Annotated in this window: 25 protein-coding genes and 2 pseudogenes; 19 read left to right on the plus strand and 8 right to left on the minus strand. The window is 41.5% G+C overall.

From position 1 onward, the window contains the following. Window positions 1–16 precede the first annotated feature (16 nt). The 9 genes and pseudogenes from ccrZ to rbfA all read left to right on the plus strand — a co-directional run bounded on the left by ccrZ (window position 17) and on the right by rbfA (window position 7,620). Window positions 17–811: a cell cycle regulator CcrZ gene (ccrZ, locus tag J5M87_RS01680; RefSeq protein WP_154607688.1), complete on the plus strand. Its 795-nt coding sequence runs from the start codon at window positions 17–19 to the stop codon at window positions 809–811. Then, window positions 808–1,443 carry a tRNA (guanosine(46)-N7)-methyltransferase TrmB gene (trmB, locus tag J5M87_RS01685; RefSeq protein ID WP_154607687.1) on the plus strand — a complete coding sequence of 212 codons (636 nt, stop codon included), beginning with the start codon at window positions 808–810 and terminating at the stop codon, window positions 1,441–1,443. The genes ccrZ and trmB overlap by 4 nt, the downstream gene beginning before the upstream one ends. A 349-nt stretch (window positions 1,444–1,792) precedes the next feature. Beyond that, window positions 1,793–2,263, plus strand: coding sequence for a ribosome maturation factor RimP (rimP, locus tag J5M87_RS01690; protein WP_067086524.1), 471 nt, complete (start codon window positions 1,793–1,795; stop codon window positions 2,261–2,263). Window positions 2,264–2,296: 33 nt separating this feature from the next. Then, a complete protein-coding gene (gene nusA, locus J5M87_RS01695) occupies window positions 2,297–3,436 on the plus strand; it encodes a transcription termination factor NusA (protein WP_154607686.1) in 1,140 nt (379 codons plus the stop codon). A gap of 18 nt (window positions 3,437–3,454) precedes the next feature. Next, on the plus strand, window positions 3,455–3,751 hold the full coding sequence (gene rnpM / locus J5M87_RS01700; RefSeq protein WP_154607685.1) for an RNase P modulator RnpM: 297 nt from the start codon (window positions 3,455–3,457) through the stop codon (window positions 3,749–3,751). After that, complete coding sequence (locus tag J5M87_RS01705) at window positions 3,708–4,046, plus strand: YlxQ-related RNA-binding protein (RefSeq protein WP_154607684.1); 339 nt, start codon at window positions 3,708–3,710, stop codon at window positions 4,044–4,046. The genes rnpM and J5M87_RS01705 overlap by 44 nt, the downstream gene beginning before the upstream one ends. A gap of 17 nt (window positions 4,047–4,063) precedes the next feature. After that, a pseudogene (locus tag J5M87_RS09890) lies at window positions 4,064–4,766 on the plus strand (translation initiation factor IF-2 N-terminal domain-containing protein); the annotation flags it as partial. 50 nt (window positions 4,767–4,816) lie between these two features. Continuing rightward, window positions 4,817–6,796 (plus strand): annotated as a pseudogene (gene infB / locus J5M87_RS01710) (translation initiation factor IF-2); the annotation flags it as partial. A gap of 470 nt (window positions 6,797–7,266) precedes the next feature. Further along, window positions 7,267–7,620: a 30S ribosome-binding factor RbfA gene (rbfA, locus tag J5M87_RS01715; RefSeq protein ID WP_154607682.1), complete on the plus strand. Its 354-nt coding sequence runs from the start codon at window positions 7,267–7,269 to the stop codon at window positions 7,618–7,620. A gap of 212 nt (window positions 7,621–7,832) precedes the next feature. On the opposite strand, the gene tnpC is transcribed toward rbfA, so the two are convergent. From tnpC to J5M87_RS01735, 4 genes are read right to left on the minus strand one after another with little or no spacing between them, the layout of a single operon-like run. Then, entirely contained in the window at window positions 7,833–9,167 is a 1,335-nt protein-coding gene (gene tnpC, locus J5M87_RS01720) for an IS66 family transposase (RefSeq protein ID WP_208769383.1), read from the minus strand. Further along, entirely contained in the window at window positions 9,139–9,345 is a 207-nt protein-coding gene (locus J5M87_RS01725; RefSeq protein ID WP_154632457.1) for an IS66 family transposase, read from the minus strand. The genes tnpC and J5M87_RS01725 overlap by 29 nt, the downstream gene beginning before the upstream one ends. A 49-nt stretch (window positions 9,346–9,394) precedes the next feature. Continuing rightward, complete coding sequence (tnpB, locus tag J5M87_RS01730) at window positions 9,395–9,745, minus strand: IS66 family insertion sequence element accessory protein TnpB (protein ID WP_208769377.1); 351 nt, start codon at window positions 9,743–9,745, stop codon at window positions 9,395–9,397. Further along, window positions 9,726–9,911: a hypothetical protein gene (locus J5M87_RS01735; protein WP_154607888.1), complete on the minus strand. Its 186-nt coding sequence runs from the start codon at window positions 9,909–9,911 to the stop codon at window positions 9,726–9,728. The genes tnpB and J5M87_RS01735 overlap by 20 nt, the downstream gene beginning before the upstream one ends. An 811-nt stretch (window positions 9,912–10,722) precedes the next feature. Here J5M87_RS01735 and J5M87_RS01740 point away from each other — a divergent pair. Then, the gene (locus J5M87_RS01740) at window positions 10,723–11,064 is read left to right on the plus strand and encodes a metal-sulfur cluster assembly factor (RefSeq protein ID WP_154609063.1); all 342 of its coding nucleotides are present in this window, start codon (window positions 10,723–10,725) and stop codon (window positions 11,062–11,064) included. Between the two features lie 567 nt (window positions 11,065–11,631). On the opposite strand, the gene J5M87_RS01745 is transcribed toward J5M87_RS01740, so the two are convergent. After that, window positions 11,632–12,003 (minus strand): DUF6176 family protein, encoded by a 372-nt coding sequence (locus J5M87_RS01745; RefSeq protein ID WP_154609064.1) that lies wholly within the window; start codon window positions 12,001–12,003, stop codon window positions 11,632–11,634. Between the two features lie 47 nt (window positions 12,004–12,050). Then, entirely contained in the window at window positions 12,051–13,766 is a 1,716-nt protein-coding gene (gene ilvD / locus J5M87_RS01750) for a dihydroxy-acid dehydratase (RefSeq protein ID WP_154609065.1), read from the minus strand. Window positions 13,767–14,108: 342 nt separating this feature from the next. Between ilvD and J5M87_RS01755 the strand changes: the two genes are divergently transcribed. The 6 genes from J5M87_RS01755 to J5M87_RS01780 all read left to right on the plus strand — a co-directional run bounded on the left by J5M87_RS01755 (window position 14,109) and on the right by J5M87_RS01780 (window position 20,098). Further along, the gene (locus J5M87_RS01755) at window positions 14,109–15,812 is read left to right on the plus strand and encodes an acetolactate synthase large subunit (RefSeq protein WP_154609066.1); all 1,704 of its coding nucleotides are present in this window, start codon (window positions 14,109–14,111) and stop codon (window positions 15,810–15,812) included. After that, window positions 15,805–16,281, plus strand: a complete 477-nt coding sequence (gene ilvN / locus J5M87_RS01760) for an acetolactate synthase small subunit (RefSeq protein ID WP_067086499.1) — start codon at window positions 15,805–15,807, stop codon at window positions 16,279–16,281. The genes J5M87_RS01755 and ilvN overlap by 8 nt, the downstream gene beginning before the upstream one ends. Window positions 16,282–16,412: 131 nt before the next feature. Beyond that, window positions 16,413–17,435 carry a ketol-acid reductoisomerase gene (gene ilvC, locus J5M87_RS01765; RefSeq protein WP_154609067.1) on the plus strand — a complete coding sequence of 341 codons (1,023 nt, stop codon included), beginning with the start codon at window positions 16,413–16,415 and terminating at the stop codon, window positions 17,433–17,435. A gap of 129 nt (window positions 17,436–17,564) precedes the next feature. Beyond that, complete coding sequence (ilvA, locus tag J5M87_RS01770) at window positions 17,565–18,815, plus strand: threonine ammonia-lyase IlvA (protein ID WP_154609068.1); 1,251 nt, start codon at window positions 17,565–17,567, stop codon at window positions 18,813–18,815. A gap of 94 nt (window positions 18,816–18,909) precedes the next feature. Further along, a complete protein-coding gene (locus J5M87_RS01775) occupies window positions 18,910–19,803 on the plus strand; it encodes an SPFH domain-containing protein (protein WP_375138174.1) in 894 nt (297 codons plus the stop codon). 85 nt (window positions 19,804–19,888) lie between these two features. Further along, entirely contained in the window at window positions 19,889–20,098 is a 210-nt protein-coding gene (locus tag J5M87_RS01780; protein ID WP_075098784.1) for a capsule biosynthesis transcriptional regulator, read from the plus strand. Window positions 20,099–20,283: 185 nt separating this feature from the next. Here J5M87_RS01780 and J5M87_RS01785 read toward each other — a convergent pair whose 3' ends face one another. Both J5M87_RS01785 and J5M87_RS01790 read right to left on the minus strand, forming a co-directional pair. Then, window positions 20,284–21,033, minus strand: a complete 750-nt coding sequence (locus J5M87_RS01785; protein ID WP_154609070.1) for an amino acid ABC transporter ATP-binding protein — start codon at window positions 21,031–21,033, stop codon at window positions 20,284–20,286. Then, window positions 21,026–22,591, minus strand: coding sequence for an ABC transporter substrate-binding protein/permease (locus J5M87_RS01790; RefSeq protein WP_154609071.1), 1,566 nt, complete (start codon window positions 22,589–22,591; stop codon window positions 21,026–21,028). Before J5M87_RS01790 ends, J5M87_RS01785 begins: the two co-directional genes overlap by 8 nt. A 127-nt stretch (window positions 22,592–22,718) precedes the next feature. On the opposite strand from J5M87_RS01790, the gene J5M87_RS01795 reads away from it, so the two are divergent. The 3 genes from J5M87_RS01795 to J5M87_RS01805 all read left to right on the plus strand — a co-directional run bounded on the left by J5M87_RS01795 (window position 22,719) and on the right by J5M87_RS01805 (window position 26,157). Continuing rightward, window positions 22,719–23,558, plus strand: coding sequence for an undecaprenyl-diphosphate phosphatase (locus tag J5M87_RS01795; RefSeq protein ID WP_154609072.1), 840 nt, complete (start codon window positions 22,719–22,721; stop codon window positions 23,556–23,558). 695 nt (window positions 23,559–24,253) lie between these two features. After that, a complete protein-coding gene (gene mecA, locus J5M87_RS01800) occupies window positions 24,254–24,982 on the plus strand; it encodes an adaptor protein MecA (RefSeq protein ID WP_154609073.1) in 729 nt (242 codons plus the stop codon). Then, complete coding sequence (locus J5M87_RS01805; RefSeq protein ID WP_154609074.1) at window positions 24,979–26,157, plus strand: glycosyltransferase family 4 protein; 1,179 nt, start codon at window positions 24,979–24,981, stop codon at window positions 26,155–26,157. The genes mecA and J5M87_RS01805 overlap by 4 nt, the downstream gene beginning before the upstream one ends. The last annotated feature ends 63 nt before the right edge of the window (window positions 26,158–26,220 follow it).

Below are 26,220 nucleotides of genomic sequence, written 5' to 3' on the forward strand. Positions count from 1 at the left end.
TTAAAGGAGAAATGGCATGCAATTTGATACAAGCGGACTTCGTCTGCAATCAATCGCAGGAAATAGTGGTAAAGCATTTAAGGGGATGCGAACAGATGGGACACCCGTTTTTGTCAAGTATGAAATGCCTCCGATTGTTTCAGCCCTAGCGCATGAGCAAATTACTCCGCCTGTTCTTTCTGCCAATCGTGAATTGGGAGTTGGGCAACGTGTTGAGCAGGAGTGGTTGAATGGTCATACCCTGACTCGATCAGATATGGGTGGAAAGCAAATTCAGCAAATCCTCGTACGGATGCATTATTCCAAAATGTTGCTGAATCAGGCCTTACAGCTAAATTATACTTATCAAGAACCGCAGGATTTGGTTCGCAAATGGCAGCAAGAAGCACCAGCTCGTCTGGCTAAAAACACCTATCTTCAGTCTGTTTGTAGCGATTTATTACATCATCTCCCAAGTTTTCGGAAAGATACGGCTACTTTTGTTCATGGGGATTTACACCATACGAACTGGGTAGAAACAACGAGTGGGTTAATCTATCTAACAGACTGGGAAACAGCTTGTGTGACAGATCGGATGCTGGATGTGGCTTACTTACTGACCCACTATATTCCAAGACAATCATGGGAAGAGTGGCTCAGAAGCTATGGATACAAGTACAACCAAACGGTTTTAAATAAGATTTACTGGTATGGTCAACTAGGCTATTTGAATCAAATTACAAAACATGTCGAAAGTTATGACATGGAGGCAGCAAATAAAGAAATTTATGCCTTACGGTATTTCCGTAAGAGCTACTATAAGGAAGTATGAGAGTAAGAAATCGTAAAGGAGCTAGCGACATGCTAGCGGCATATCCTCAGTATGTTATCCTAACTCCTGAGGACTGTAAGGGGAAATGGGCCAATATTTTTGGGAATGGTAATCCTATTCATATTGAAGTTGGATCTGGGAAGGGGCGTTTCGTCACGGGAATGGCGGCTCAGAATCCAGAGATTAACTACATTGGGATTGACATCCAGATGACTGTGTTAAGCTATGCCTTGGATCGTGTCGTCGAAGCAGGTTTACCAAATATCAAATTATTGCAGGTGGACGGATCGAGTTTGACCAATTATTTTGCGCCAGCAGAGATTGATCGGCTCTACCTCAATTTCTCGGATCCTTGGCCGAAGAAACGCCATGAAAAGCGCCGTCTGACTTATAAGAGTTTTTTGGATACTTATAAGGAAATTTTGCCAGAGAAGGGTGAAATTCACTTTAAAACAGATAACCGTGGACTGTTTGAGTATAGCCTCGTGAGCTTTTCTCAGTATGGCATGACATTAAATGGTGTCTGGTTGGATTTACATGCTAGTGACATGGAAGACAATGTCATGACGGAGTATGAAGAAAAATTCTCTAAAAAAGGTCAAGTCATTTACCGTGTCGAAGCAGCATTTTAACAAATATGTGCGAATAGAATTCATCAAAAGCAGTAATGCTAGTGAGACAAACAGCACGCCAAATACATGAAAGACTTTTAGAGAGAAAATAACGTTTTCTGTATTTCATAATTCGGATTTTTCATAAAGAATTGAACATGGTTTAGTGTTTTTACTATAGAAGAACCTTAAAATAAATTGTTTTTATTCAGACTATAATTCGGAAATAGTTGTTTCATGCGTTTATCCACGATAAACGCATATTCCTTTACAAAGCCTTGGAATTGTGCTATAATAGGAAAAAATAGAGAAAAAGGAGGGTTGGTTTTGTGCCAGCCCTTTCGATATGTATCTAGAAGGAGGTATTCCCATGGCGACGATTGTAGACATTGTCACGCAGGCGATTACTCCTCACATTGTAGCTCCTTATGAGCTTGTTGATGTGGAGTATGGCAAGATGGGTGGCGACTATGTCCTATCGATTTTTGTAGATAAGGAGGGAGGCATTTCCCTCAATGATACGGCTGAGCTGTCCGAAGTGATTAGTCCGCTGTTGGATCAGATTCAACCGGATCCATTTCCAGAACAGTATATGCTAGAAGTCACTAGCCCTGGTCTTGAGCGACCCTTAAAAAATGCTGAATCAGTTGAAAAGGCTGTTGGTCAATACATTCATGTAAAGCTCTATCAAGCAATTGAAAAAAACAAGGTGTTTGAAGGAACGCTCCTTTCCTTTGAGAACCAGGAATTACAGATAGAATACATGGATAAAACAAGAAAGAAACAAGTAACCATTCCCTATCAGACAGTAGCGAAAGCACGTCTGGCTGTAAAAATTTAAAAGAAAGGACCTTTTGAGAAAAAGGAGAACAAGATGAGTAAAGAAATGCTAGAAGCCTTCCGTATTTTAGAGGAAGACAAGGGGATCAAAAAGGAAGACATCATTGAGGCGGTTATGGAGTCGCTTCGCTCAGCTTATAAGCGCCGCTATGGTCAATCAGAATCGGCTGCTATTGAGTTTGATGAGAAAAAAGGAGACTTTCGTGTCTATACTGTCCGTGAGGTTGTAGACGAAGTCTTTGATAGTCGTCTGGAAATTAGTTTAAAAGATGCCTTGGCTATTTCTTCAGCCTATGAATTAGGGGATAAGATTAAGTTTGAAGAATCACCAGCAGAATTTGGTCGAGTAGCTGCTCAATCTGCCAAACAAACCATTATGGAAAAAATGCGCAAGCAAACACGTGCGATTACTTATAATACCTATAAGGCTCATGAAAAAGAAATCATGTCTGGAACTGTTGAACGCTTTGACAACCGTTTCATCTATGTTAATTTGGGTAATATCGAAGCACAATTGTCTAAGCAAGATCAGATTCCTGGTGAGGTTTTCCAATCGCATGACCGCATTGAAGTGTATGTCTACAAGGTTGAAGATAATGCGCGTGGGGTTAACGTATTTGTTAGCCGTAGTCATCCAGAAATGATTAAGCGTTTAATGGAGCAAGAAATTCCGGAAGTGTATGATGGCACGGTGGAAATTATGAGTGTGGCCCGTGAAGCAGGTGACCGTACCAAGGTTGCTGTTCGTAGCCATAATCCCAATGTTGATGCTATCGGAACAATTGTCGGACGTGGTGGTTCGAACATCAAGAAAATTACTGGGAAATTCCACCCAGCACGCTATGATGCTAAGTTAGATCGTATGATTCCAATCGAAGAAAATATCGATGTCATCGAGTGGGTACCAGACGAAGCAGAATTTATCTACAATGCCATTGCCCCAGCAGAAGTCGATCAAGTTATCTTTGACACAGAAGATGGTAAACACGCAACGGTTGTTGTGCCAGATGATAAATTGTCACTTGCCATTGGTCGTCGTGGACAAAACGTTCGCTTAGCGGCTCATTTGACTGGTTTCCGTATCGACATCAAATCAGCTTCAGAATACGAAGCAATGGAAGCAGCCTTATATGGTGAAGTAGAAACTGTAGAAACAGACGAAGCAGGCGAATAAGATTGTCTGGAGGTACTTATGGCAAAAGCTAGAAAAATCCCCTTACGAAAATCGGTTGTTTCTGGAGAAATCATTGACAAGCGTGATTTGTTGCGTATTGTGAAAAATAAAGAAGACCAAGTCTTCATTGATCCAACAGGAAAAGCAAATGGTCGTGGAGCCTATATCAAGCTTGATAATACCGAAGCAGCTCAGGCTAAGAAAAAACGTGCATTTGACCGTGCCTTTAGCATGGAAGTAGCTGTCGAATTCTACGACGAATTGATTGCCTATGTTGATCATAAGATCAAAAGGAGAGAATTGGGTCTTGAATAACCAGCAAAAACTATTAAATTTACTAGGATTAGCACAACGGGCTGGTCGTTTGATTTCAGGCGAAGAGCTGGTCGTTGAGAGCATTCAAAAGCAAAAAGCAAAACTGGTCTTTTTGGCGCATGATGCTGGTCCAAATCTCAGTAAGAAAGTGACAGATAAAAGCCATACCTATCAGGTAGAAGTCGTTACCGCGTTTTCAACGCTGGAATTAAGCTCGGCAGTTGGCAAACCACGTAAGGTGCTGGCTGTGACAGATGCTGGATTTACTAAGAAAATGAGGTCTATTATGGAATAGAACAGGAGGACAAGGTATTGTCTAAGAAGAGATTGTATGAGATTGCCAAGGAATTGGGCAAAGAAAGCAAGGAAATTGTCGCCAAGGCAAAAGAATTAGGAATTGAGGTCAAAAGTCACTCATCTAGTGTCGAAGCAGAAGTTGCACAACGGATTGTTGACGGATTTTCTGCAGTGAAAAAGACAGTGGAAAAGGTAGCTGATAAAGTGGTTGAAAAAGCCCCTGTTCAAGAAGTAAAACCAGAAGTTGCTTCTAAAAAGACAGAGCAAGTGGTAGAACAGGTGAGCAAGGAAACAAAACCAGTCGCCCCTCAAACTACTCCAAATCGTCCCAAAAGTCGAAATTTTAAGGCAGAGCGTGAAGCGCGTGCCAAAGAGCAAGCAGCTAGACGAAATCAAGGCAAGAATCAAGGGCGTCAGCAAGAGCAAGGCTCAAATGGTCAGCAAAAACCACATCGTGACCGCAAAGAGCAGGACCGTAGAAATAAGGGACAAAGTTTTGATAAACGTTCAGCTCAAGCGAGCAGAGGTCCAAATCGTCCAGAGCAAGCTCCAAAAGTAGAAGAAACGAGAGCTAAAATTGATTTTAAAGCACGGGCGGCCGCTTTAAAAGCAGAACAATTGCAAGAATATGCCCGTACGAGTGAAGAACGCTTCCGCCAAGCGCAAGAAGCGAAAAAACAACCACAAAAACCAAAAGAAATTAAGTTTGAAGAGCCTGTGATGGAACCAAAACCTAAGAAGGTCGTGCCAGCAGTTATGGAAGAACTACCTGCCGCAGACAAACGTCGGAAAAAACAAACTCGACCAGAAAAACGTCGTGATGATTTTGATCACGAAGAAGACGGTCCACGGAAACAACAAAAGAATCGAAATAGTCAAAATCAAGTGAGAAATCAAAAAAATAGTAACTGGAATCCAAACAAGAAGAACAAAAAAGGCAAGCAACAACCAGTTGTGAAACCTGTCACTGAACGTAAGTTCCACGAATTGCCTACAGAGTTTGAATACACATCAGGTATGACAGTCGCTGAAATTGCTAAACGCATCAAGCGTGAGCCAGCTGAAATTGTGAAGAAGCTCTTTATGATGGGGGTTATGGCGACTCAAAATCAATCCTTAGATGGTGATACCATTGAATTGTTGATGGTGGACTACGGAATCGAAGCCAAAGAAAAGATTGAAGTGGATAATGCGGATATCGAGCGCTTCTTTGTGGAAGATGGTTATCTTAACGAAGAAGAAATGGTCGAACGTCCACCTGTTGTAACGATTATGGGACACGTTGACCACGGGAAAACCACTCTTTTAGATACCCTTCGGAATTCACGTGTTGCAACAGGTGAAGCTGGGGGAATCACGCAGCATATCGGTGCCTACCAAATTGAAGAAGGTGGTAGAAAAATCACCTTCCTTGATACACCAGGACACGCGGCTTTTACAAGTATGCGTGCACGTGGAGCATCGGTTACGGACTTAACGATTTTGGTCGTTGCCGCAGATGATGGTGTGATGCCACAGACTATTGAGGCAATCAATCACTCTAAAGCAGCCAATGTTCCAATCATTGTAGCCATTAACAAGATTGACAAGCCAGGTGCGAACCCTGAGCGTGTAATTGGTGAATTGGCGGAGCATGGTGTTATCTCAACAGCTTGGGGTGGTGACTGTGAATTTGTCGAAATTTCAGCCAAATTCAACCAAAATATTGATGAATTGCTAGAAACCGTTTTACTGGTTGCTGAAATTCAAGAATTGAAAGCTGATCCAACTGTTCGTGCGATTGGTACGGTTATTGAAGCGCATTTGGATAAAGGTAAAGGTGCAGTAGCGACTCTTCTTGTTCAACAAGGTACCTTGAATGTGCAAGACCCAATCGTTGTCGGAAATACCTTTGGACGTGTTCGTGCTATGACCAATGACCTTGGTCGTCGTGTGAAAGCAGCCGGACCATCTACTCCAGTTTCGATTACAGGTCTAAATGAAGCGCCGATGGCTGGTGATCATTTTGCAGTTTATGAAGATGAAAAATCAGCGCGTGCGGCAGGGGAAGAACGTGCAAAACGTGCCCTCTTGAAACAACGTCAAGTTACTCAACGTGTTAGTCTTGAGAATCTCTTTGATACTCTTAAAGCTGGAGAAGTCAAATCTGTTAATGTCATCATCAAGGCCGACGTACAAGGGTCGGTTGAAGCACTTGTTTCTTCTCTTCAGAAGATCGAAGTAGAAGGTGTTCGTGTTAATATCGTCCATTCAGCAGTTGGTGCAATTAATGAATCTGATGTAACCTTGGCAGAAGCATCAAATGCCTTCATCATTGGATTTAGTGTCCGCCCTACACCACAGGCACGCCAACAAGCAGAAGCTGATGATGTCGAAATTCGTCTCCACAGTATCATCTACAAGGTTATCGAAGAGATGGAAGATGCGATGAAGGGTATGCTGGATCCTGAGTACCAAGAAAAAATTATCGGTGAAGCACTCGTTCGTGAAACCTTTAAAGTTTCGAAAGTGGGAACAATCGGTGGATTTATGGTGATTAACGGGAAAGTTACTCGTGACTCAAGCGTTCGTGTCATTCGAGATGGTGTTGTTGTCTTTGATGGAAAACTTGCTAGTTTAAAACATTTCAAAGATGATGTCAAAGAAATCACTAATGGCCGCGAAGGCGGACTCATGATCGACAACTACAACGACCTCAAAGTTGACGATGTCATCGAAGCCTACATCATGGAAGAGATTAAAAAATAAGATACAAAGCCCGTAAAACACCAAGTGAAAATAGCAAATCTGACGTAGAGCCTGTAGGCTCTAGGAAGATTTGTCTTTTTCACACAGTGTTTAGGGCGTGTTCAGTTAGCTAAGTAGTGAGAGCGTTAAAAAAGTCCTGATACCCCAAGGGCATCCGTGTCCGTAGAACGCGCCCAGCTTGTAACAGCTACGGCAACTAGGAGATTTGTGAAGCGTTCGCTGAAGGCGGATGAATCTATCCCTAAAGGGAGCCAAAGCTGTAGTCTGCTAAAGCAGTCACAGTATTGTTTCTTTGTCATAGCGACTTTTAGCTAGAACACAATTCTGTTTCACACAGTTTTTAGGGTGTATTTTAGTTTTAGCTATCGTGCCATTTGCCGTATCTTATTAGGTGGCTTGATTAGATGACTCAGTTGCAGAGTGTTAGCTTGATTTTCAATCAGAAAATCCTTTAAAAAGGAGGAACGAATATGGCAAATCATTTTCGTACAGACCGTGTTGGCATGGAAATAAAACGTGAAGTCAATGAGATTTTACAAAAGAAAGTCCGTGATCCACGTGTCCAAGGCGTAACAATCACAGATGTGCAGATGCTTGGGGATTTATCTGTGGCTAAAGTGTATTACTCTATTATGAGTGATTTGGCTTCAGAAAATCAAAAAGCGCAGACAGGGCTTGAAAAAGCAAAAGGAACCATTAAACGGGAACTTGGCCGCAAGCTCACCTTGTATAAAATCCCAGATCTGGTCTTTGAAAAAGACCAATCCATTGAATATGGGAACAAGATTGACCAAATGTTGCGCGCGTTAGAGAATAAAGATTAAAAGGGGTTGGGACAAAAGTCCCTGACCTCATTATTTTTGTAGATTCAACAGTTTGGCGCAGTAGTTGTCTGGCTTGTAAAACCTTGATAAATCAACATTCTATTAAAGAGGCTAGCGAAGAATAATTCGCTAGCCTTATTTCCAACGTAACCGCCCCATAACGAGGTATATTGAAAAACATTCCAAAGTCTGGACGGACTCTGGAATGTTTTCTATTTACAGTTGTTTTGAATACTTTCCGCCCACGGTAAATAAGCCTCTAGAACGTTCTTATTTGCGAGGCTTTCCTCACTAGGAAGATGTTCTAGAAGATAAGTCATGTATTTCTCAGTGTTGAGATCATGACGCTTAGCTGTTTCTAGTAAGCTCATGATGATGGCTGTCGCCTTAGCGCCGTCAAAGCTCTGAGAAAAAAGCCAGTTCTTACGCCCCATAACCAAGGTCTTCATAGCCCTCTCTGCTATGTTGTTGGACAAGACTAGATTGCCGTCCGAGAGAATCGTTCGGAAGGTGGTTTCGTATTTGAGGCTATACTCTAAGGCCATGCCCAATTTAGAACCTGATAAAACAGCCTGCTCACGACACCAGTCGAAGAACTCATCCATCAAGGGAGCTAACTCTGCCTGGCGTTTATGTAGTCGCTCTTCAGTAGAGAGGTCAACCCAGTCATTCTCCAAAGCAAATAAGCGGTCGCAATACCTTAATCCCTTAGCTCCTAAAGAGGTCTTGTCTACCTTCTTAGGCGTCGCCTCGAAGAACTTTCTTCTGACATGCGCCCAACAACCAACTAGCTGAGCTTTGTCTAACTGCCTATATGCCGACCACATATCACAATGTACATAGCCTGTGTAATCTCCAAGAAACTCCTTCACAACCAAGCCACTCCGCCCTTTATCGTGATGATAAAGAGTGATTCCCTGTTCTTCATGCTTCCCAGACAAGAAGGTCCAGTAAAAGGTCAACTGGCTATCATTTTCCAAGACCTTATAAGAAGTCTCATCCGCATGGAGAATGGGCTGTTCTAGTAATTTCTCGTGCAGAAGATCATAAATCGGCTCGAAATAATACTGACTAGACTTGATGTGCCAGTTGGCGATTTCTTTCCGTGTGATAGGCAAGCCAAGTTTATTCCAATCCTCTTCTTGGCGGTAGTTCGGTACCTTGAGATTGAATTTCTGATGAATCGTATGAGCGATGATGGAGGCTGGCCCAAAGCTATGTGCTAAAGGGGCTTTAGGGACGGGAGCTTTGACAATCTTATCACTGAGATTCTTCTCGCTACACGCCTGACATTTGTAAGCATGTTGGACATGATCAATCCGCTTCAATTGCGCAGGAATAAAGATTAATTCTTGACGTTGGACGGTTGAACCAATCTCTTTCAACTGACCGTGACAGTCTGGACAAGTGCAGTCTTCGCCTTTTAGTTCATGATGAACCATCTCTGGAGTGAATTGACTAAAAATAGCCTGACGAATTCCCTTGGTTTTCTTACGTTTATAGGTAATCGTTTCTGTGTCACCTGGGCAAGTTAGCGTCTTCTTCAGGAAGTGGTTCTTCTTCGAAGAGACTTAGCTGACCAGGTTGATACACAACCTTCTCTGATGACTTGCCATAGAGCTTTTGTGTCAGATAAGCTACTTGTTCACGAAGGAGAGCAAGTTCATTTGTGAGTTGTTGGTTAACAGCTGCTTGTTGTTTAATAATGGCTAATAACTCTTCCATAGTCTCACCCTCCAGTTTTCTTTATTATACCGAAAAGAAAGCCATGATTTCAATAGAAATCACGACTGTTTGTAGGGTTTATTTTAGGGCTTATCGAAAATCCCTTCATCAGCCAGTCTACTTGCTCGGAAGTGAGGGCTTTGACCTCATGTTCATCATTAGGCCAAGTGAGTTTGCCGTTTTCAAATCGCTTGTAAAGCAACCAGAAACCTTGTCCATCCCAATAAAGGGCCTTGAAACGATCTTTGCGGCCACCACAGAAGAGAAAAACTTGACCAGAAAAGGGATCTAATTCAAATTGACGTTTAATAAGATAAGCGAGCGAGTCAATACCTTGTCTCATATCCGTTTTCCCGCAGACAAGATAGACCTTGCCTAGATCACTGAGATGAATCGCCATAGAGCAATACCTTATCTAAAATAGTTTCCAGTGTTTCTTGATGAAGAGATTGGAACAAGCTTAGTTCAACTCTTCCAATACGCAATTTCAGCACCATCTCGTTTTTGTTTTTCTTATCAAAACGACGAGATTGGGGCGTTTCCAAAGGAACAATAGGTTGTGACATCACAATAGCCTCCAATTCTGTTTTCTACTAACAGTATACTGGAGGAGTGAGAGGATTACTAGATACCTCGTTATGGAGCGCTTACTTTCCAACCTTTCACAATTGAGAATTGTGAAAGCTAATCAACCTTGCGGGTGGGGGTAAACTAATCCAGAGGATTATTTCAGAATGTAGACAAACCTCACAATTCAGAAAAATATTACAATGATATTTAATTTTCTGTAGTTTTAAGGTTAGAAAATTTGCGAGCGTAGCGAGCACAATACCTTCACCTCCGCCGTGCTAAAAGTGACAGAAAACGTTCATTTAATAACGTTTTCTGTCACTCGGCATCTTCGAGACCTTGGACTCGAAGATGAATCATGGAATTCCGAAGGAAGTCGCTGATGTCCGAAAGCACATGAGGATGGTGGCAATAAAAAGACTTTTTCTTCAAGCTAAAATAATCCAGAGGATTATTTTAGCCCGAACCTAGAAATAAAGGAGTGAGGATAATCGATTTCTACGAAATCACGATTTTTTATACGTAATCTTCCAGATTACATTCTTTTGTGGGTGAGCGCGTCGCACTCATCCTGGTTTGTCCCACTCCCTTTTGAAACGATTTTCATTCTTCTTGAAAATCTGTATGAAATATGAGAGAATAATACTCAATAAATATCAACTAGATTAGCTGCGTTGGTTTTTGACATAATATAGTGAATTGAATAAAGGTTAGGACATCGTTCAGTCGGTTTGATGATTGCTAGTTCTATCGCCTGTCCTATTCCTTTCTCAATCCACTATAGAAATAAGATTGTGGAGGGGTAGAATGAGAGAAGATATTAAAATCAACGATCGGGCCTTAGCTTTGGAAAATCAATTGATTCAAACCTTAGAAAGCATTTATGATCCAGAAATTGAGCTGGATATTTATAATCTAGGTCTGATTTATGAAATTCATCTGGATGAAAATGGATTTTGTAAAGTAGTCATGACGTTCACAGATGCTGGCTGTACCTGCTCGGAAACCTTGCCAGAAGAGCTAATAGATGCGTTAAAAAAGATTGACGGCATTGAAAATGCTGGGATTGAAGTTGTTTGGTCTCCTGTCTGGAAAATGACACGTATTAGCCGAGTTGGTCGTATTACGTTGGGAATCAGCCCAAAATAAAAGGTGATACTCATCAAAAATCAAAGTCTGACGTCGTTCACTACCTTGCTTCAACAGTCCGGTGGACTGTTGAAGGTTGGAAATAAGGATTCAGAATGTAGACAAACCTCACAATTCAGAAAAACAGTACAATGATATTTCATTTTCTGTAGTTTTAAGGTTAGAAAATTTGCGAGCGTAGCGAGCACAATACCGCCACCTCCGCCGTGCTAAAAGTGGGAGTGAGACAGAAGTCGTGATTTCCGAAAGCACATGAGGAGGGTAGCAATAAAAAGACTTTTTCTTCAAGCTGAAGGATTATATCATAATCCTCGGCTAACATTAGTTCGAACTAGTGGTTCAGTAGAGACGAGCTATGCTCGCTCTATTTCTTACCTTCCACAATTCTCAATTGCAAGCAAGGGGCGAGCTGTGCTCGTTCTATTTCCAGTCTTCCACAATTCTCAATTGTGGAAGCTAGTCAGATTTTGATTTTTATAGAGTATGAGAAGGACAGGTCATTCATTTAAGTGTCTATGGATAAAATAAAAGGGACTGAAAATAGCTATTTCAGTCTCTTTTATCGTGTCACTTATCATCAGAATCTAGTTTTTCCATGGTTTCGATAATTGGCTTTTGAATCATGACGACCTGTGTATCTAAATCTTTGAAGCCAAAGCTGCTATCGATACATTCTTCCCAGTATTCCAGATGTTTCTTGTCAATTTCAGATTCAGAATCTTCGACATCAATACCACCTAGACCTTGGACAGCATACCAGTAGAGGTATTCTTGCCCGTCTAGGGTTTCTCTAAAAATCGTTTCGACATACATTTTCTCATCTTCAAGAGTTAGTAGGGTTTCTTCCATATGACTATTTAGAAAGTTCATCCACTCATCAACGACTGCAGACTTTCCTTCCTTAACTTTAAAGCGAGTCAGTTCAACCTTGTAGTTCATATTATCCTTTCTCAAAAACCAGTTAGTGAAATGACTGGTTTTTTGGTCTATTTTTGCCCTGTTTCTTCGGTTTTCCAGAAGTCTGTAACGGCTCCTTTGGAAGCAGATGATACGATATGAGCATATTTTCCAAGTACGCCACGCGAGTAGAGTGGTGGGAGTGTTGTTTCTGCTTTTCGGCGTTCGATTTCTTCCTCGGATACAGCCATTGTGATTTCTTTGGTATCTTGGTCAACTGTTACAATATCGCCTGTGCGGAGGTAAGCAATTGGACCACCAACTTGAGCTTCAGGTGCAACGTGACCGACAACAAGGCCGTAAGTACCACCTGAGAAGCGACCATCTGTGATGAGAGCGACCTTATCCCCCTGCCCTTTCCCAACAATCATAGAAGATAGAGAGAGCATTTCTGGCATGCCAGGACCACCCTTTGGTCCAACAAAACGCACAACGACAACGTCCCCGTCTACAATTTCGTCAGATAGGACAGCTTCAATTGCTTCTTCTTCAGAATCAAATACTTTAGCAGGACCGACATGGCGGCGGACTTTCACTCCTGATACCTTGGCTACTGCACCATCAGGTGCTAGATTCCCTTTCAAGATAATCAGTGGACCATCTGCGCGTTTAGGATTCTCCAGTGGCATGATGACCTGTTGACCCGGTGTCAAATCATCGAAGGCTTCGAGATTTTCTGCAACAGTTTTACCAGTACAGGTGATTCGATCTCCATGTAGGAAGCCATGTTTCAGCAAGTATTTCATGACCGCAGGAACGCCACCGACCTCGTAAAGATCTTGGAAAACATATTTTCCAGATGGTTTCAGGTCAGCCAAGTGCGGTACTTTTTCTTGGAAATCATTAAAATCTTCCAAAGTTAAATCAACATTGGCTGCGTGAGCAATGGCAAGGAGGTGAAGAGTGGCATTGGTTGAGCCACCGAGTGCCATGGTGACAGTAATGGCATCTTCAAAGGCTTCTCGTGTTAAGATATCAGACGGTTTTAATCCCAGTTTTAGCATATTGACAACTGCACGACCTGCTTCCTCAATATCTGCTTTCTTTTCTTTTGATTCAGCTGGGTGTGATGAAGAACCTGGCAAGCTCATTCCAAGAACTTCGATAGCAGAGGCCATGGTATTGGCCGTGTACATTCCGCCACATCCACCAGGTCCTGGGCAGGCATTACATTCAAGACGACGCACTTCTTCAGCGGTCATATCACCGTGATTCCATTTCCCGATTCCTTCAAAAACAGAGACAAGGTCGATGTCTTTGCCGTCCAAGTTTCCTGGGGCAATCGTTCCGCCGTAAGCAAAAATAGCAGGAATGTTCATGTTGGCAATGGCAATCATAGAGCCAGGCATATTTTTATCACAGCCCCCAATTGCTACGAAGGCATCAACGTTGTGACCACCCATAGCTGCTTCGATAGAGTCAGCAATAATATCACGAGAAGGGAGGGAGAAACGCATTCCAGGAGTTCCCATTGCAATCCCGTCTGCAACAGTAATGGTTCCATATTGGACTGGCCAAGCACCCGCATCTTTAATTCCTGTTTTGACAATTTTTCCAAAGTCGTGCAGGTGGATATTACAAGGTGTATTTTCTGCCCAAGTTGAAATCACTCCGATGATTGGTTTTTCAAAATCTTCATCTTGCATACCTGTAGCACGCAACATGGCACGGTTTGGTGATTTAACCATGGAATCATAGACAGAACTACGGTGTCTCAAATCTTGCGGTGTTTCTTTAGCTGTCATCGGCTCGTCCTATTCTTTCTCTATAGTTTTCCTTATATTATAGCATAGATTTGCGTTTTATTAAATGATAAGATTAAAAAATTAGTAATTTCTGAAAATTCAATTATTTTATAAATTCTAACATTTCCTTCTTTCGAAAGAAAATTAAAAATACATTTGGAGAGAGAATTATGTTAAAAAGTTTCTAAAAACGAATAAAATTAGGAATTTTCAGAAAATTCTATTGACTTTAGCAACTATTATGATATGATAGTACATAAGCAACATTCATCTGGTATTTTTGTTCAGAACATGATACTATAGAAGATAAATATAAAACGACAGACGAGAGGAGGAGGAGAGTTGAACCAAGTTCAATTAGATGAAGTACGTTCGGGATCCTATCTGATACTTGATACCCTGAAAAAGTTAGGTGTTGACATCATTTTTGGTTATCCAGGTGGAGCAGTATTGCCGCTTTATGATGAGATTTATCGCTTTGACGGAATTCAGCATGTATTGGCACGTCACGAGCAAGGAGCAACCCATGAAGCAGAAGGTTATGCCAAGTCAACTGGGAAAATTGGTGTTGCGCTCGTTACGAGTGGACCAGGGGCAACCAATGCCATTACCGGAATAGCTGATGCGATGGGAGATAGCGTACCGCTATTGGTCTTCACAGGACAGGTTGCTACTCGAGGAATTGGTAAGGATGCCTTTCAGGAGGCAGATATTATTGGAATTACCATGCCTATTACCAAGTATAATTATCAAGTGCGAGATGCAGCAGATATTCCCCGTGTGATTACTGAAGCGGTTCATATTGCAACAACAGGTCGTCCAGGTCCAGTAGTCATTGATATTCCAAAAGATATTCAAGAAGCTGTAGTTGATTTCTACTATGATGATACGGTTCAATTACCAAGTTATCAGCCAACGATTCAACCAAATGGCTTGCAAGTGAAGAAGATTTTGCAGTGGCTCTCCATATCCAAAAAGCCCGTTATTCTTGCAGGTGGTGGAGTGAATTATGCTAATGCTACAAAAGAATTAGTTGCCTTTGCAGAGCGCTATCGTATTCCGGTTGTATCAACCCTTCTTGGTCTGGGAACCATTCCGATTCAGCATGAATTATCACTAGGAATGGGTGGAATGCACGGTTCTTATGCGTCAAACATGGCCTTGACCGATGCGGACTATATTATTAATATCGGGGCACGATTTGATGATCGTTTGACTGGTAATCCAAGCACTTTTGCAGTTCATTCGACAGTGGCACATATTGATATTGACCCAGCAGAAATTGGAAAAGTAGTTAAAACGCATATTCCAGTTGTAGGGGATGCCAAAGCAACGCTTGAAGCTCTACTAGCTCTTGAAACCGTAGAAACTGACCATGAAGAATGGACCAATCTGACCTTGGAAAATAAGCGCAAGGCACCCTTTGGCTACGATGAGGATTCGGACCACATTAAGCCACAAAAGGTTGTTGAGCTGATTGGTGAAATAACGAATGGCGATGCGATTATCGTGACGGACGTAGGTCAACACCAAATGTGGGCAGCTCAGTTTTATCCTTACAAACATGCAAGGCAGTTGATTACTTCTGGTGGTATGGGTACGATGGGATTTGGGATTCCAGCAGCTATTGGTGCAAAATTGGCCAATCCAGAGCGAGAAGTCATTCTCTTCGTTGGAGATGGTGGTTTCCAAATGACTAACCAAGAATTAGCCATTTTGAATGGTTACCGAGTTCCTATTAAGGTGGTGCTGCTCAATAATCATTCCCTTGGAATGGTGCGCCAATGGCAAGAATCCTTCTATGAAGAACGCCGCAGCCAGTCCGTCTTTGACGCAGAGCCGAATTTCCGTTTATTAGCAGAAGCCTATGGCATTCGCTATGAAGGTTGTACAGATCCAGCGACTTTAGCCGAAGATTTACAAGTGCTAAAAGAAGATAGACCGCTCTTACTAGAAGTTCATATTTCTAATAAAGAACATGTGCAACCAATGGTTCCAGCAGGCAAGAGCAATGCAGAAATGTTGGGGGTGAAGTTCAATGCGTAGAATGCTAACAGCAAAGTTGAGAAATTCATCTGGGGTATTGAACCGCTTTACAGGTGTCCTATCTCGTAGACAGATTAATATTGAATCCATCTCAGTGGGACCGACTGAAGTAGCAGAAATTTCCAGGGTGACGGTCATTATTGATGTCAAGACCATGGATGAGGTCGAGCAAATCATCAAGCAACTCAATCGCTTAATTGACGTAGTGCGTGTCAGGGATATTACGGATATTCCCCACTTGGAACGCGAAGTGCTTCTTGTTAAAATAGTAGCACCGCCTGCTAAGAGAGCAGAAATTTTAGCCATTATTCAGCCCTTCCGAGCAAGTGTCGTTGATGTAGCCCCTCATTCGATTACTATTCAGATGACGGGTGATGGAGATAAGATTGAAGCGCTTCTTAGAGTCATTCAACCTTATGGAATTAAAAATATTGCTCGCACAGGAGCGACAGGATTCAGTAGAGATTAATACTCCCTGAAATTGGAATAGGAGCAATTGACACTCTGAATTTGGAGAAGTTTGCTTGCGTTCGTACAGTTAAGAAAATATCCAAAAATAGTAAATTTAATGAAAATAAACTAGAAAAGAGAGAACAGATTATGGCAGTAGAAATGCAATATGAAAAAGATGTAACAGTAGCAGCACTTAATGGCAAAAAAATCGCCGTTATTGGATATGGTTCACAAGGACATGCCCATGCGCAAAATTTGCGTGATACAGGCCATGATGTTATTATTGGTGTTCGTGCTGGTAAGTCATTTGACAAGGCAAAAGAAGATGGTTTTGAAACCTTTGAAGTAGCAGAAGCTGCAAAACAAGCAGATGTCATCATGATTCTTGCTCCAGACGAAATTCAAGCAGATCTTTATGCAGAAGAGGTGGCACCAAACTTGGAAGCAGGAAATGCACTCGGTTTTGCCCATGGATTTAATATTCATTTTGGCTTTATCAAGGTCCCTGCAGATGTCGATGTTTTCATGTGTGCACCGAAAGGTCCAGGTCACTTGGTGCGTCGTACCTTTGAAGAAGGTTTTGGAGTGCCAGCTCTCTATGCCGTTTATCAAGATGCAACGGGTAACGCCAAGCACATTGCGATGGATTGGGCAAAAGGTGTTGGTTCAGCGCGTGTTGGACTTTTAGAAACAACCTTCAAGGAAGAAACTGAAGAAGACTTGTTTGGTGAGCAAGCTGTTCTCTGTGGTGGCTTAACTGCATTGATGGAAGCTGGTTTTGAAGTCTTGACAGAAGCAGGTTATGCACCAGAATTAGCTTATTTTGAAGTGTTGCATGAAATGAAACTAATTGTGGACTTGATTTACGAAGGTGGTTTCAAGAAAATGCGTCAGTCTATTTCAAATACGGCAGAATTTGGGGATTACGTATCAGGACCACGTGTGATTACAGACCAAGTGAAAGAAAACATGAAGGCTGTTCTTGCAGATATTCAATCTGGTAAATTTGCCAATGACTTTGTTGAAGACTACAAGGCAGGTCGTCCACGTATGGAAGAATACCGCAAGGCAGCAGCGGAGCTTGAAATCGAAAAGGTAGGTGCTGAATTGCGTAAAGCAATGCCATTTGTTGGTAAAAATGATGACGATGCCTTCAAAATCTACAATTAAGCTTGAGCTTGGTCAAGTCGGATAGGATGTAGATACTGAAAAATCAGACAAAGATAGAAAGAAAGTGAGGGAAGGGGCTAGCAAGATGCTCAGCTCCTCACTTTTTTCACGGATGGATAAGGAGAAACTATGTTAACAGCTAAGGACATTGTACGTGCTCATAAGGTATTAAAGGATGTGGTGGTGTATACTCCACTTGATTATGACCGTTATTTGTCAGAAAAATATGGAGCGAAAATCTATCTCAAAAGAGAGAATGCCCAGCGTGTTCGTTCCTTCAAAATTCGTGGGGCCTACTACGCTATTTCCCAACTGAAAGAAGAGGAGCGTAAGCGTGGTGTGGTCTGTGCCAGTGCGGGAAATCATGCCCAAGGAGTTGCCTTTACCTGTAATGAGTTGGGAATTCCTGCGACGATTTTCATGCCGATTACCACACCCCAACAAAAAATTGGTCAAGTCCGTTTCTTTGGTGGTGAGATGGTGGATATCAAGTTGGTCGGAGATACGTTTGATGCTTCAGCCAAAGCAGCACAGGATTTTACGGAGCGTGAAAACCGTACCTTCATTGCACCTTTTGATGATATCCATGTGCAGGCTGGTCAAGGTACGGTAGGCTATGAAATTATGGAAGAAGCAGAGCGCGAATCTATTGATTTTGACACAGTTTTAGTACCAGTTGGTGGAGGTGGCTTAATTGCGGGAGTCGCTACCTATATCAAGGAAACCAATCCAGCCATTGAAGTCATTGGGGTAGAAGCTGAAGGTGCTCGGAGTATGAAGGCTGCCTTTGAAGCAGGAGGTCCTGTAAAGCTAAAGGAAATTGATAAATTTGCAGATGGCATTGCCGTACAAAAAGTAGGCCAATTAACCTACGAAGTGACACGTCAGTATGTGGAGAATCTTATTGGTGTGGATGAAGGCTTGATTTCTGAAACCTTAATTGATTTGTATTCGAAACAAGGGATTGTGGCAGAGCCAGCAGGTGCAGCCAGTATTGCAGCTCTAGATGTCTTGAGCGAGTATATCAAAGGAAAGACTGTCTGCTGTATTATCTCAGGTGGGAACAACGACATCAACCGCATGCCAGAAATGGAAGAGCGGGCGCTGATTTATGACGGTATCAAACATTATTTTGTTGTCAATTTCCCTCAACGTCCCGGAGCTTTGCGAGAATTTGTAACAGATATCTTGGGACCAAATGATGATATTACGCGTTTTGAATACATCAAGCGTGCTAGTAAGGGAACAGGTCCGGTCTTGATTGGGGTGGCTTTAGGTGACAAGCATGATTATGCAGGATTGATTGAACGCATGGAAACATTTGATCCGTCCTTTATCAATCTTCGCGGTAATGAAACCTTATATAATCTTCTTGTGTAAGCGGTAAAATAGTGTAAAAATCCCCTATTTTTACTTGATAAGTCTCAAATAAAGGAGTATAATATCCTACAAAGAAAAGGAGGGATGCTCTATGATGATTAGTATTATTAGCATCGTGTTTGTGTTGCTTGTTTTGTTGGTTGGAGTAGTTGTCCTCAGCTCACTCTATGTTGTTAGACAACAATCGGTTGTGATTATCGAACGCTTTGGTAAATACCAGAAGTTGAGTTCGAGTGGGATTCATCTACGACTTCCATTTGGTATTGACCACATTGCAGCTCGGATTCAATTACGCTTATTGCAGAGCGAAATTGTCGTGGAAACCAAAACCCAGGATAATGTCTTTGTAACGATGAATGTGGCAACCCAGTACAGGGTCAATGAAAATAATGTTACAGATGCCTACTATAAATTGATACGTCCTGAAGCACAAATTAAGTCGTATATTGAAGATGCTCTTCGTTCCTCTGTGCCTAAGTTAACGCTGGATGAATTGTTTGAGAAAAAGGATGAAATCGCCCTTGAAGTACAAAAACAGGTAGCAGAAGAAATGTCTACTTACGGTTACATTATTGTGAAAACCTTGATTACCAAAGTCGAGCCTGATGCAGAAGTAAAGCAGTCCATGAATGAAATCAATGCTGCGCAACGGAAACGTGCTGCTGCTCAGGAATTGGCAGAAGCGGACAAGATTAAGATTGTCACAGCAGCAGAAGCTGAAGCTGAAAAAGATCGTCTTCATGGTGTGGGGATTGCCCAACAACGGAAAGCCATTGTAGATGGTCTAGCAGATTCTATCAAGGAGTTAAAAGAATCAGATATTGGTTTGACAGAAGAGCAGATTATGTCAATCCTCTTAACCAACCAATATCTTGATACCCTTAATAATTTTTCACATACAGGAAATAGCACCATTTTCTTGCCAGCAAGTCCTGAAGGCATGGAAGATATTCGTACTCAGATATTGTCTGCTTTGAAAGCTAAATAATGCCTATTTATTGCGCATTTTACTTGACAAGATAGAAAAGATATAATAGACTGAATTGAACGAATAATAAAGAAAGGGGTTTCTCATGACTAGTTATGAAAAAGTGGCCGCAGTTGTCGGTTGGGTACGCGATAAGAAAATTACTGGATACCGTATCAGTAAAGAGACAAACGCACGTGAGATGTCAGTTATTGCCCTTGCACAAGGCCGTGCAAAAATTGACAACATTTCATTTGCTACCGCTTTGGGACTTATTGATTTTTATGATAAAAATCATAAAAAATTTGAGAACTAATTTTAAGCGTGAAAAAAGAGGAGATTCTGTCTCCTCTTTTACTTCGTATAAAAATGAGGCTGAGACAAAAGTGTCCAGCCTCATTTTCTTTATAGCTTTAACAGTTTAGCCCGAACCTAGAAATAAAGGAGTGAGGATAATCGATTTCTGCGAAATACCGATTGAGTCTCACTTCCATTTTTGCTTTATAGAGCATGTCCAAGGAAGCGTTGTAAGAATTCTTTTGTCCGTGTTTCCTGAGGATTTTCAAAGATTTGCTGAGGACTGCCTTCTTCCGCAATCACTCCCTTATCCATAAAGATGACACGGTCTGAAACATCGCGGGCAAATTCCATTTCATGGGTTACGATAATCATGGTTAATCCTGACTTAGCTAGGTCTTGCATTGTTTTTAAAACTTCTCCAACCATTTCAGGGTCAAGGGCAGAAGTCGGCTCATCAAAGAGGATAACTTCTGGATTGACCGAAAGAGCGCGGGCGATGGCAACCCGTTGTTTTTGGCCACCAGATAACTGACTTGGTTTGGCAGTCCAGTATTGCTCTGTCATTCCAACCTTATTTAGATTTTCTTTGGCAATGGTTTCTGCCTCTGCGCGGCTACGTTTTAAGACTGTTGTTTGGGCGACAATAGCGTTTTCTAAGACATTCAAGTTGTTAAAGAGGTTAAAGGATTGAAATACCATACCCAATTTTTCGCGATAGCTTGTCAAATCATAGCCTTTTTCCAAAACATTTTGCCCATGATAGAGGATTTCTCCCTCACTAGGTGTTTCTAACAGATTGATTGACCGTAAAAAGGTTGATTTTCCAGATCCAGAAGAGCCGATGATGGAGATAACCTCTCCTTTTTTTACTGTCATGGAAATGTCTCTTAGAACCAAATTTTGGCCAAATGCCTTTTTTAGATGATTGATTTCTAAAATCGTATTAGTCATGAAGCACCTCCGTTTGCATCTGATTAGCCCCAGTTGTGTAAGTATCTGTATCAAAGCGTTTTTCAATCATGCGTAGGATTCGAGTAACCGTAAAAGTCAAGATAAAGTAGATAATAGCGATAACGGTAAAGGTCTGGAAGTATTGATAAGTCTGCGTTGCAACAGTATTTCCAGAGAAGTAGAGTTCTACTACTGAGATAACGTTCAATACCGAAGTATCCTTGATGTTGATGACGAATTCATTACCGGTAGCAGGCAAGATATTGCGAATGACTTGCGGTAAGACGATTTTACGCATGGTTTGATTATGGGTAAAGCCAAGAGCTGTTGCTGCTTCAAATTGTCCTTTATCAACGGCAAAGATTCCTCCACGAACAATTTCACTCATGTAAGCACCGGTATTGATGGATACGATGAAAATGGCAGCCAAAGTTCGGTCAAGGTTCAAGCCAAATGCTTGAGCGGTTCCGTAGTAGATTACCATAGATTGTACAATCATCGGTGTACCACGGAAGATTTCAATATAGATATTGATGAGAATAGCAAGGACTTTTTGGAGAAAAGCAAGTCCTTTATTTACTGCCTGTGGCGCAGTACGGAAAACTCCGATGAGCAAGCCAATTGCGGTACCAATAATCGTTCCTAAGATAGAAATGAGCAAGGTCATGCCTGTTCCGCGGAGTAATTGTGGCCAGTTGTTCACAAGGATATTCCATACTTGAGCAAAGAAAGAAGGTTTTTCAGTTGTCTCGTTTTTTTCAACTGGTTGATTTTCAATCATATCATCCATGAGAGCGAGTTGCTCTTTTTCAGTAAAGGCAGCTAACACTTGGTTGACCTGTGCAATGCGTGCATCGTCTTTTCGCATTCCAACAGCAATGGTCACATCTTCTGCCTGTGTCTCAAAGCCGGTTGTCAGTTCAACCATTTTAAAAGCAGGGTTTGCTTCTTGGGCTGTCCGAGCTTCTGGTCTTTCTGAAACATAGGCATCAATGATTCCAGCTTCGAGTGCTTGACGAATTTGAGAAAAATCTCCCATAGCAGTTTGTTTGTCAACGCCGGTTATCTGATCAATTAAATTATAGAGATAAACGCCTTGTTGGGCTGTGATTTTGGCACCTACAAACTCAGTGATACTAGTTGCGTCTGCCCACTTACTATCTGAGCGGACAACGAGTGTAGGAATAGAGGTATAGTAACTGGAAGAAAAGGCGATTTCTTTTTTGCGTTCTTCTGTTGGACTCATTCCTGCGATAATCATATCGATTTTTCCAGAAGTGAGTGCAGGGACAAGGCCCTCCCATTTGGTTTTGACGACAAGCACTTTTTTGTCCATTTTGTCTGCGATTTTTTTGGCAACCTGAACGTCATAACCATTTGCAAATTGAGTGGTTCCTTCGATGGGAACAGCTCCATTTTCATCCGTTTCTTGTGTCCAGTTGAATGGAGCATAGGCGGCTTCCATTCCGACACGTAGATAATCATCTGCTTTGACACCGGTACAGAGAAAGAACATTCCCATGAGTGTCGTAAGCAATAGCAACAGTCGTTTTTTCATAGTCTCTCCTTTTTTAAAAGTAGTTACATTGTATAAAAAATTCTGACAAATTGCAAACTAATTGAAATTTTATACGGTTTCAGTCGCTTTTGTGATATAATTGATGAGAGGCGAAAAGGAGTAGAATATGGTGATTGAGATTCTTAAGGCTATTTTTTTTGGAGTGATTGAAGGCATAACCGAATGGTTGCCCATATCGAGTACAGGGCATTTGATTTTGATACAGGAGTTTGTTTCCTTTAAAAATGTCAGTACAGATTTCACATCCATGTTTAATGTTGTCATTCAGCTAGGTGCAATATTAGCGGTTATGGTTATTTATTTTGACCGTCTGAATCCCTTTCAGCCAGGCAAGTCCAGTCGTGAGATTCGGTTGACATGGCAATTATGGGTGAAAGTGGTGATTGCAGCTTTACCAGCAGCAGTTTTGGGATTTTTATTTGACGATTGGTTAGACGATCACTTGTACAACTTTATCGTCGTTGCTGTGATGCTGATTGTATATGGTGTGGCCTTTATCTACGTAGAAAAAAGACAGACAGATCGTCAGCCACAGGTGACTTCTTTGGCGAAGATGTCTTATCTAACAGCCCTTTCGATTGGATTGTTCCAAGTCCTTGCTTTGATTCCGGGGACTAGTCGATCAGGGGCAACAATCATCGGTGGTATTCTTTTAGGTACGAGCCGTGCAGTAGCAACAGAATTCACCTTTTTCTTAGGGATTCCAATCATGTTTGGTGCCAGCTTTTTAAAGGTGATTAAACTGCTCGTGAAAGGCTTAAGTGTGACAGCTGGACAATGGATGTTGTTATTAGTAGCGATGGTAACAGCTTTTCTCATCTCGCTTGTCGTGATTCGTTTCTTGACAGACTATGTAAAAAAACATGACTTCACCTTTTTTGGAAAGTATCGCATCGCTCTAGGAACAATTTTAGTGATTTACTATCTAATCACGCTTATCTTTTAGGAAGTAAAGGGAGTGGGATTAGAATAATTCAGTGGATTATTCTAACCCGAACTGAGAAATTAGGAAGTGAGGAACTTAAAATCCTCGCTTTTTTATTTTTAAGCTCGGAAATCAACAGTTGAGAAAATTATCAGGTACTGTAAAGTAATTTGAGTAAATAGAAAAAACAAATTTTTTGTTCAGATTTAGTTTCTAGCGAAAGCTTCTCTTGCTGAAAAATGTTTGTCTGGCTTCTAAGTGAAGCTGTTCTTCATTGAAAAAATCGAAATGAGCTCTTAGTGGGTTTGTTTTTCAGTAAAATATCCGGGATCTGCTAGAAGGGCTGCTTTTTCTTATCGAAAATTGTCTTTCTAGCTCTCAAGTATTACTTTCTCTGATAAAAAAATCCTGTCTAACAAAGTAGTAAGGGTGTTTCGCATCGAAAACAGATTGGCTAATGTTCAAGTAAGCTCTTTTCGCAGTGAAATAGTTGAACCTAACTCCTTTCGGGGGTGTTTTTCGGTTGGACACTAAAACATTTTTGTTTTTTGTCTATCTCAATGAATTAGTGGTCACCTTCGTTTAAGTAGAGAGGGGAAGAGGAGGAATATCCTCCCTTTTCTTTTGTAAAAGAGTCTGATTTTTTGTATAATGAATGAAATACGTATTCTCAAACGTGTCGTTTGGGAGGGATTGGAATAGTATGAGGTAATGAGATGAAGATGAAACAAATCAGTGATTCAACCTTGAAAATCACGATAAAAATGGAAGATTTGGAAGAGCGTGGAATGGAATTGGCAGATTTTCTAGTACCACAGGAAAAGACAGAAGAATTTTTCTATACCGTGCTAGATGAATTAGAATTACCAGTAACCTTCCGTGAAAGTGGGATGCTGAGTTTTCGTGTGACGCCAAAACCAGATAAGGTTGATATTTTTGTGACAAAATCAGACATTGATCAGCAACTGAACTTTGATGATTTTGCGGATATGGCAGATTTAGATGAACTGTCACACATGACACCAGATGAATTTTTGAAGACACTTGAGAAAACCATTCGCGAAAAGAGTGCAGGTGATAACCAAGCTGTTCAACATTTGGAGCAGGTAGAAGAAGCTGAGCTTGATGAAGAAGAGGAAGAGGACATCCGTAATTATATTTACTATATCCTTGATTTTGCGAGTCTTCAGGAGGCTGTTCAGTTTGTGTCCCTTGTTGATTTTACAGTTGAGGAATCAGAATTGTACAAGATGAATGATCGCTACTATATGACAGTTTTGATCAATATTGAAAATCGCTCCACACGCTATCCAGACTACATTTTGTCACGAATGTTAGAGCATGCAGATGATACTTCTATTTCACGTGCAGTCCTTCAAGAGCATGGTATTCTACTACTCCCAGTTGCTGCAATTGAGGAGCTTGGGAAGGTGAGTCTAGCATGATTCCATTTGCTTTGAAGTATATCATTGTCGTTGTTTCGACCATGATTGTGTCGATTATTGCGACACCTCTAGTTCGCTTCTTAGCATTTCGAATTGGAGCAGTGGATAACCCAAATGCTCGTCGTATCAACAAGGTACCGATGCCAACTGCAGGAGGGTTAGCAATTTTCACCGCTTTTGTGCTAGGAACAACCTGTTTTTTGGCTCCTATCGTGACGCATGTGCAGCCTCGAGGGACGTATTTGGAGTATATCCTCCCAGTTATCATTGCTGGCGGTATCATCATCGCGACAGGTCTACTTGATGATATTAAAGAGCTGCGTCCTCTACCCAAGTTGCTTGGTATTCTGCTTGCAGCAATGATTATTTGGTTCTTTACGGATTTTCATTTTGATAATTTTAAAATTCCCTTTGGTGGGCCGATGTTGCATTTTCCGAATTGGTTGGCTTTTGCATTGACGATTCTCTGGATTGTAGCGATTACCAATGCAGTTAACCTGATTGACGGTTTGGATGGGCTGGTGTCTGGGGTGTCGATTATTTCCCTGACGACCATGGGGATTGTTTCCTATTTTTTCCTACATGATAGCAATATTTACTTGACCCTAACAGTCTTTGTCTTGGTTGCTGCAATAGCTGGCTTTCTTCCCTATAATTACAATCCAGCAATTATTTTCGTAGGGGATACAGGGGCGTTATTTATCGGATTTATGATTGGAGTTCTGTCTTTGCAGGGCCTGAAGAATTCGACAGCAGTTGCTGTGGTGACTCCTATGATTATTTTAGGAGTTCCCATTACGGATACGGTGGTGGCGATTATTCGAAGAACCTTGTCCGGTCAAAAAATCTATGAAGCAGACCGCATGCACTTGCACCACCGTCTCTTGTCGCTTGGATTGACGCATCGGGGGACTGTCTTAGTCATTTATGCCATATCCTTTATTTTCTCACTAACCTCCTTATTATTAAATGTATCGAGTAGAATAGGAGGAGTTCTGCTGATGATTGCTCTCTTACTGGGCGTAGAAATCTTAAGTGAAATGATTGGAATATTTGGTGAAAATCGAACGCCTATATTGAACCTTTTGCGATTTATTGGCAATAGCGATGTTCGGCAGGAATATTTAGCTAAAAAACGAGCGAAAAAGGATGAAAGACAAGAAGCAGACAAATAAGAATGTTTCTAAACAAAGAAGGAGCCAATTAGGCTCTTTTTTGGTATAATAAATCAGATAAAA

The organism is Streptococcus sp. zg-86 (assembly GCF_017639855.1).
In the GTDB taxonomy this organism is placed as follows: domain Bacteria; phylum Bacillota; class Bacilli; order Lactobacillales; family Streptococcaceae; genus Streptococcus; species Streptococcus zhangguiae.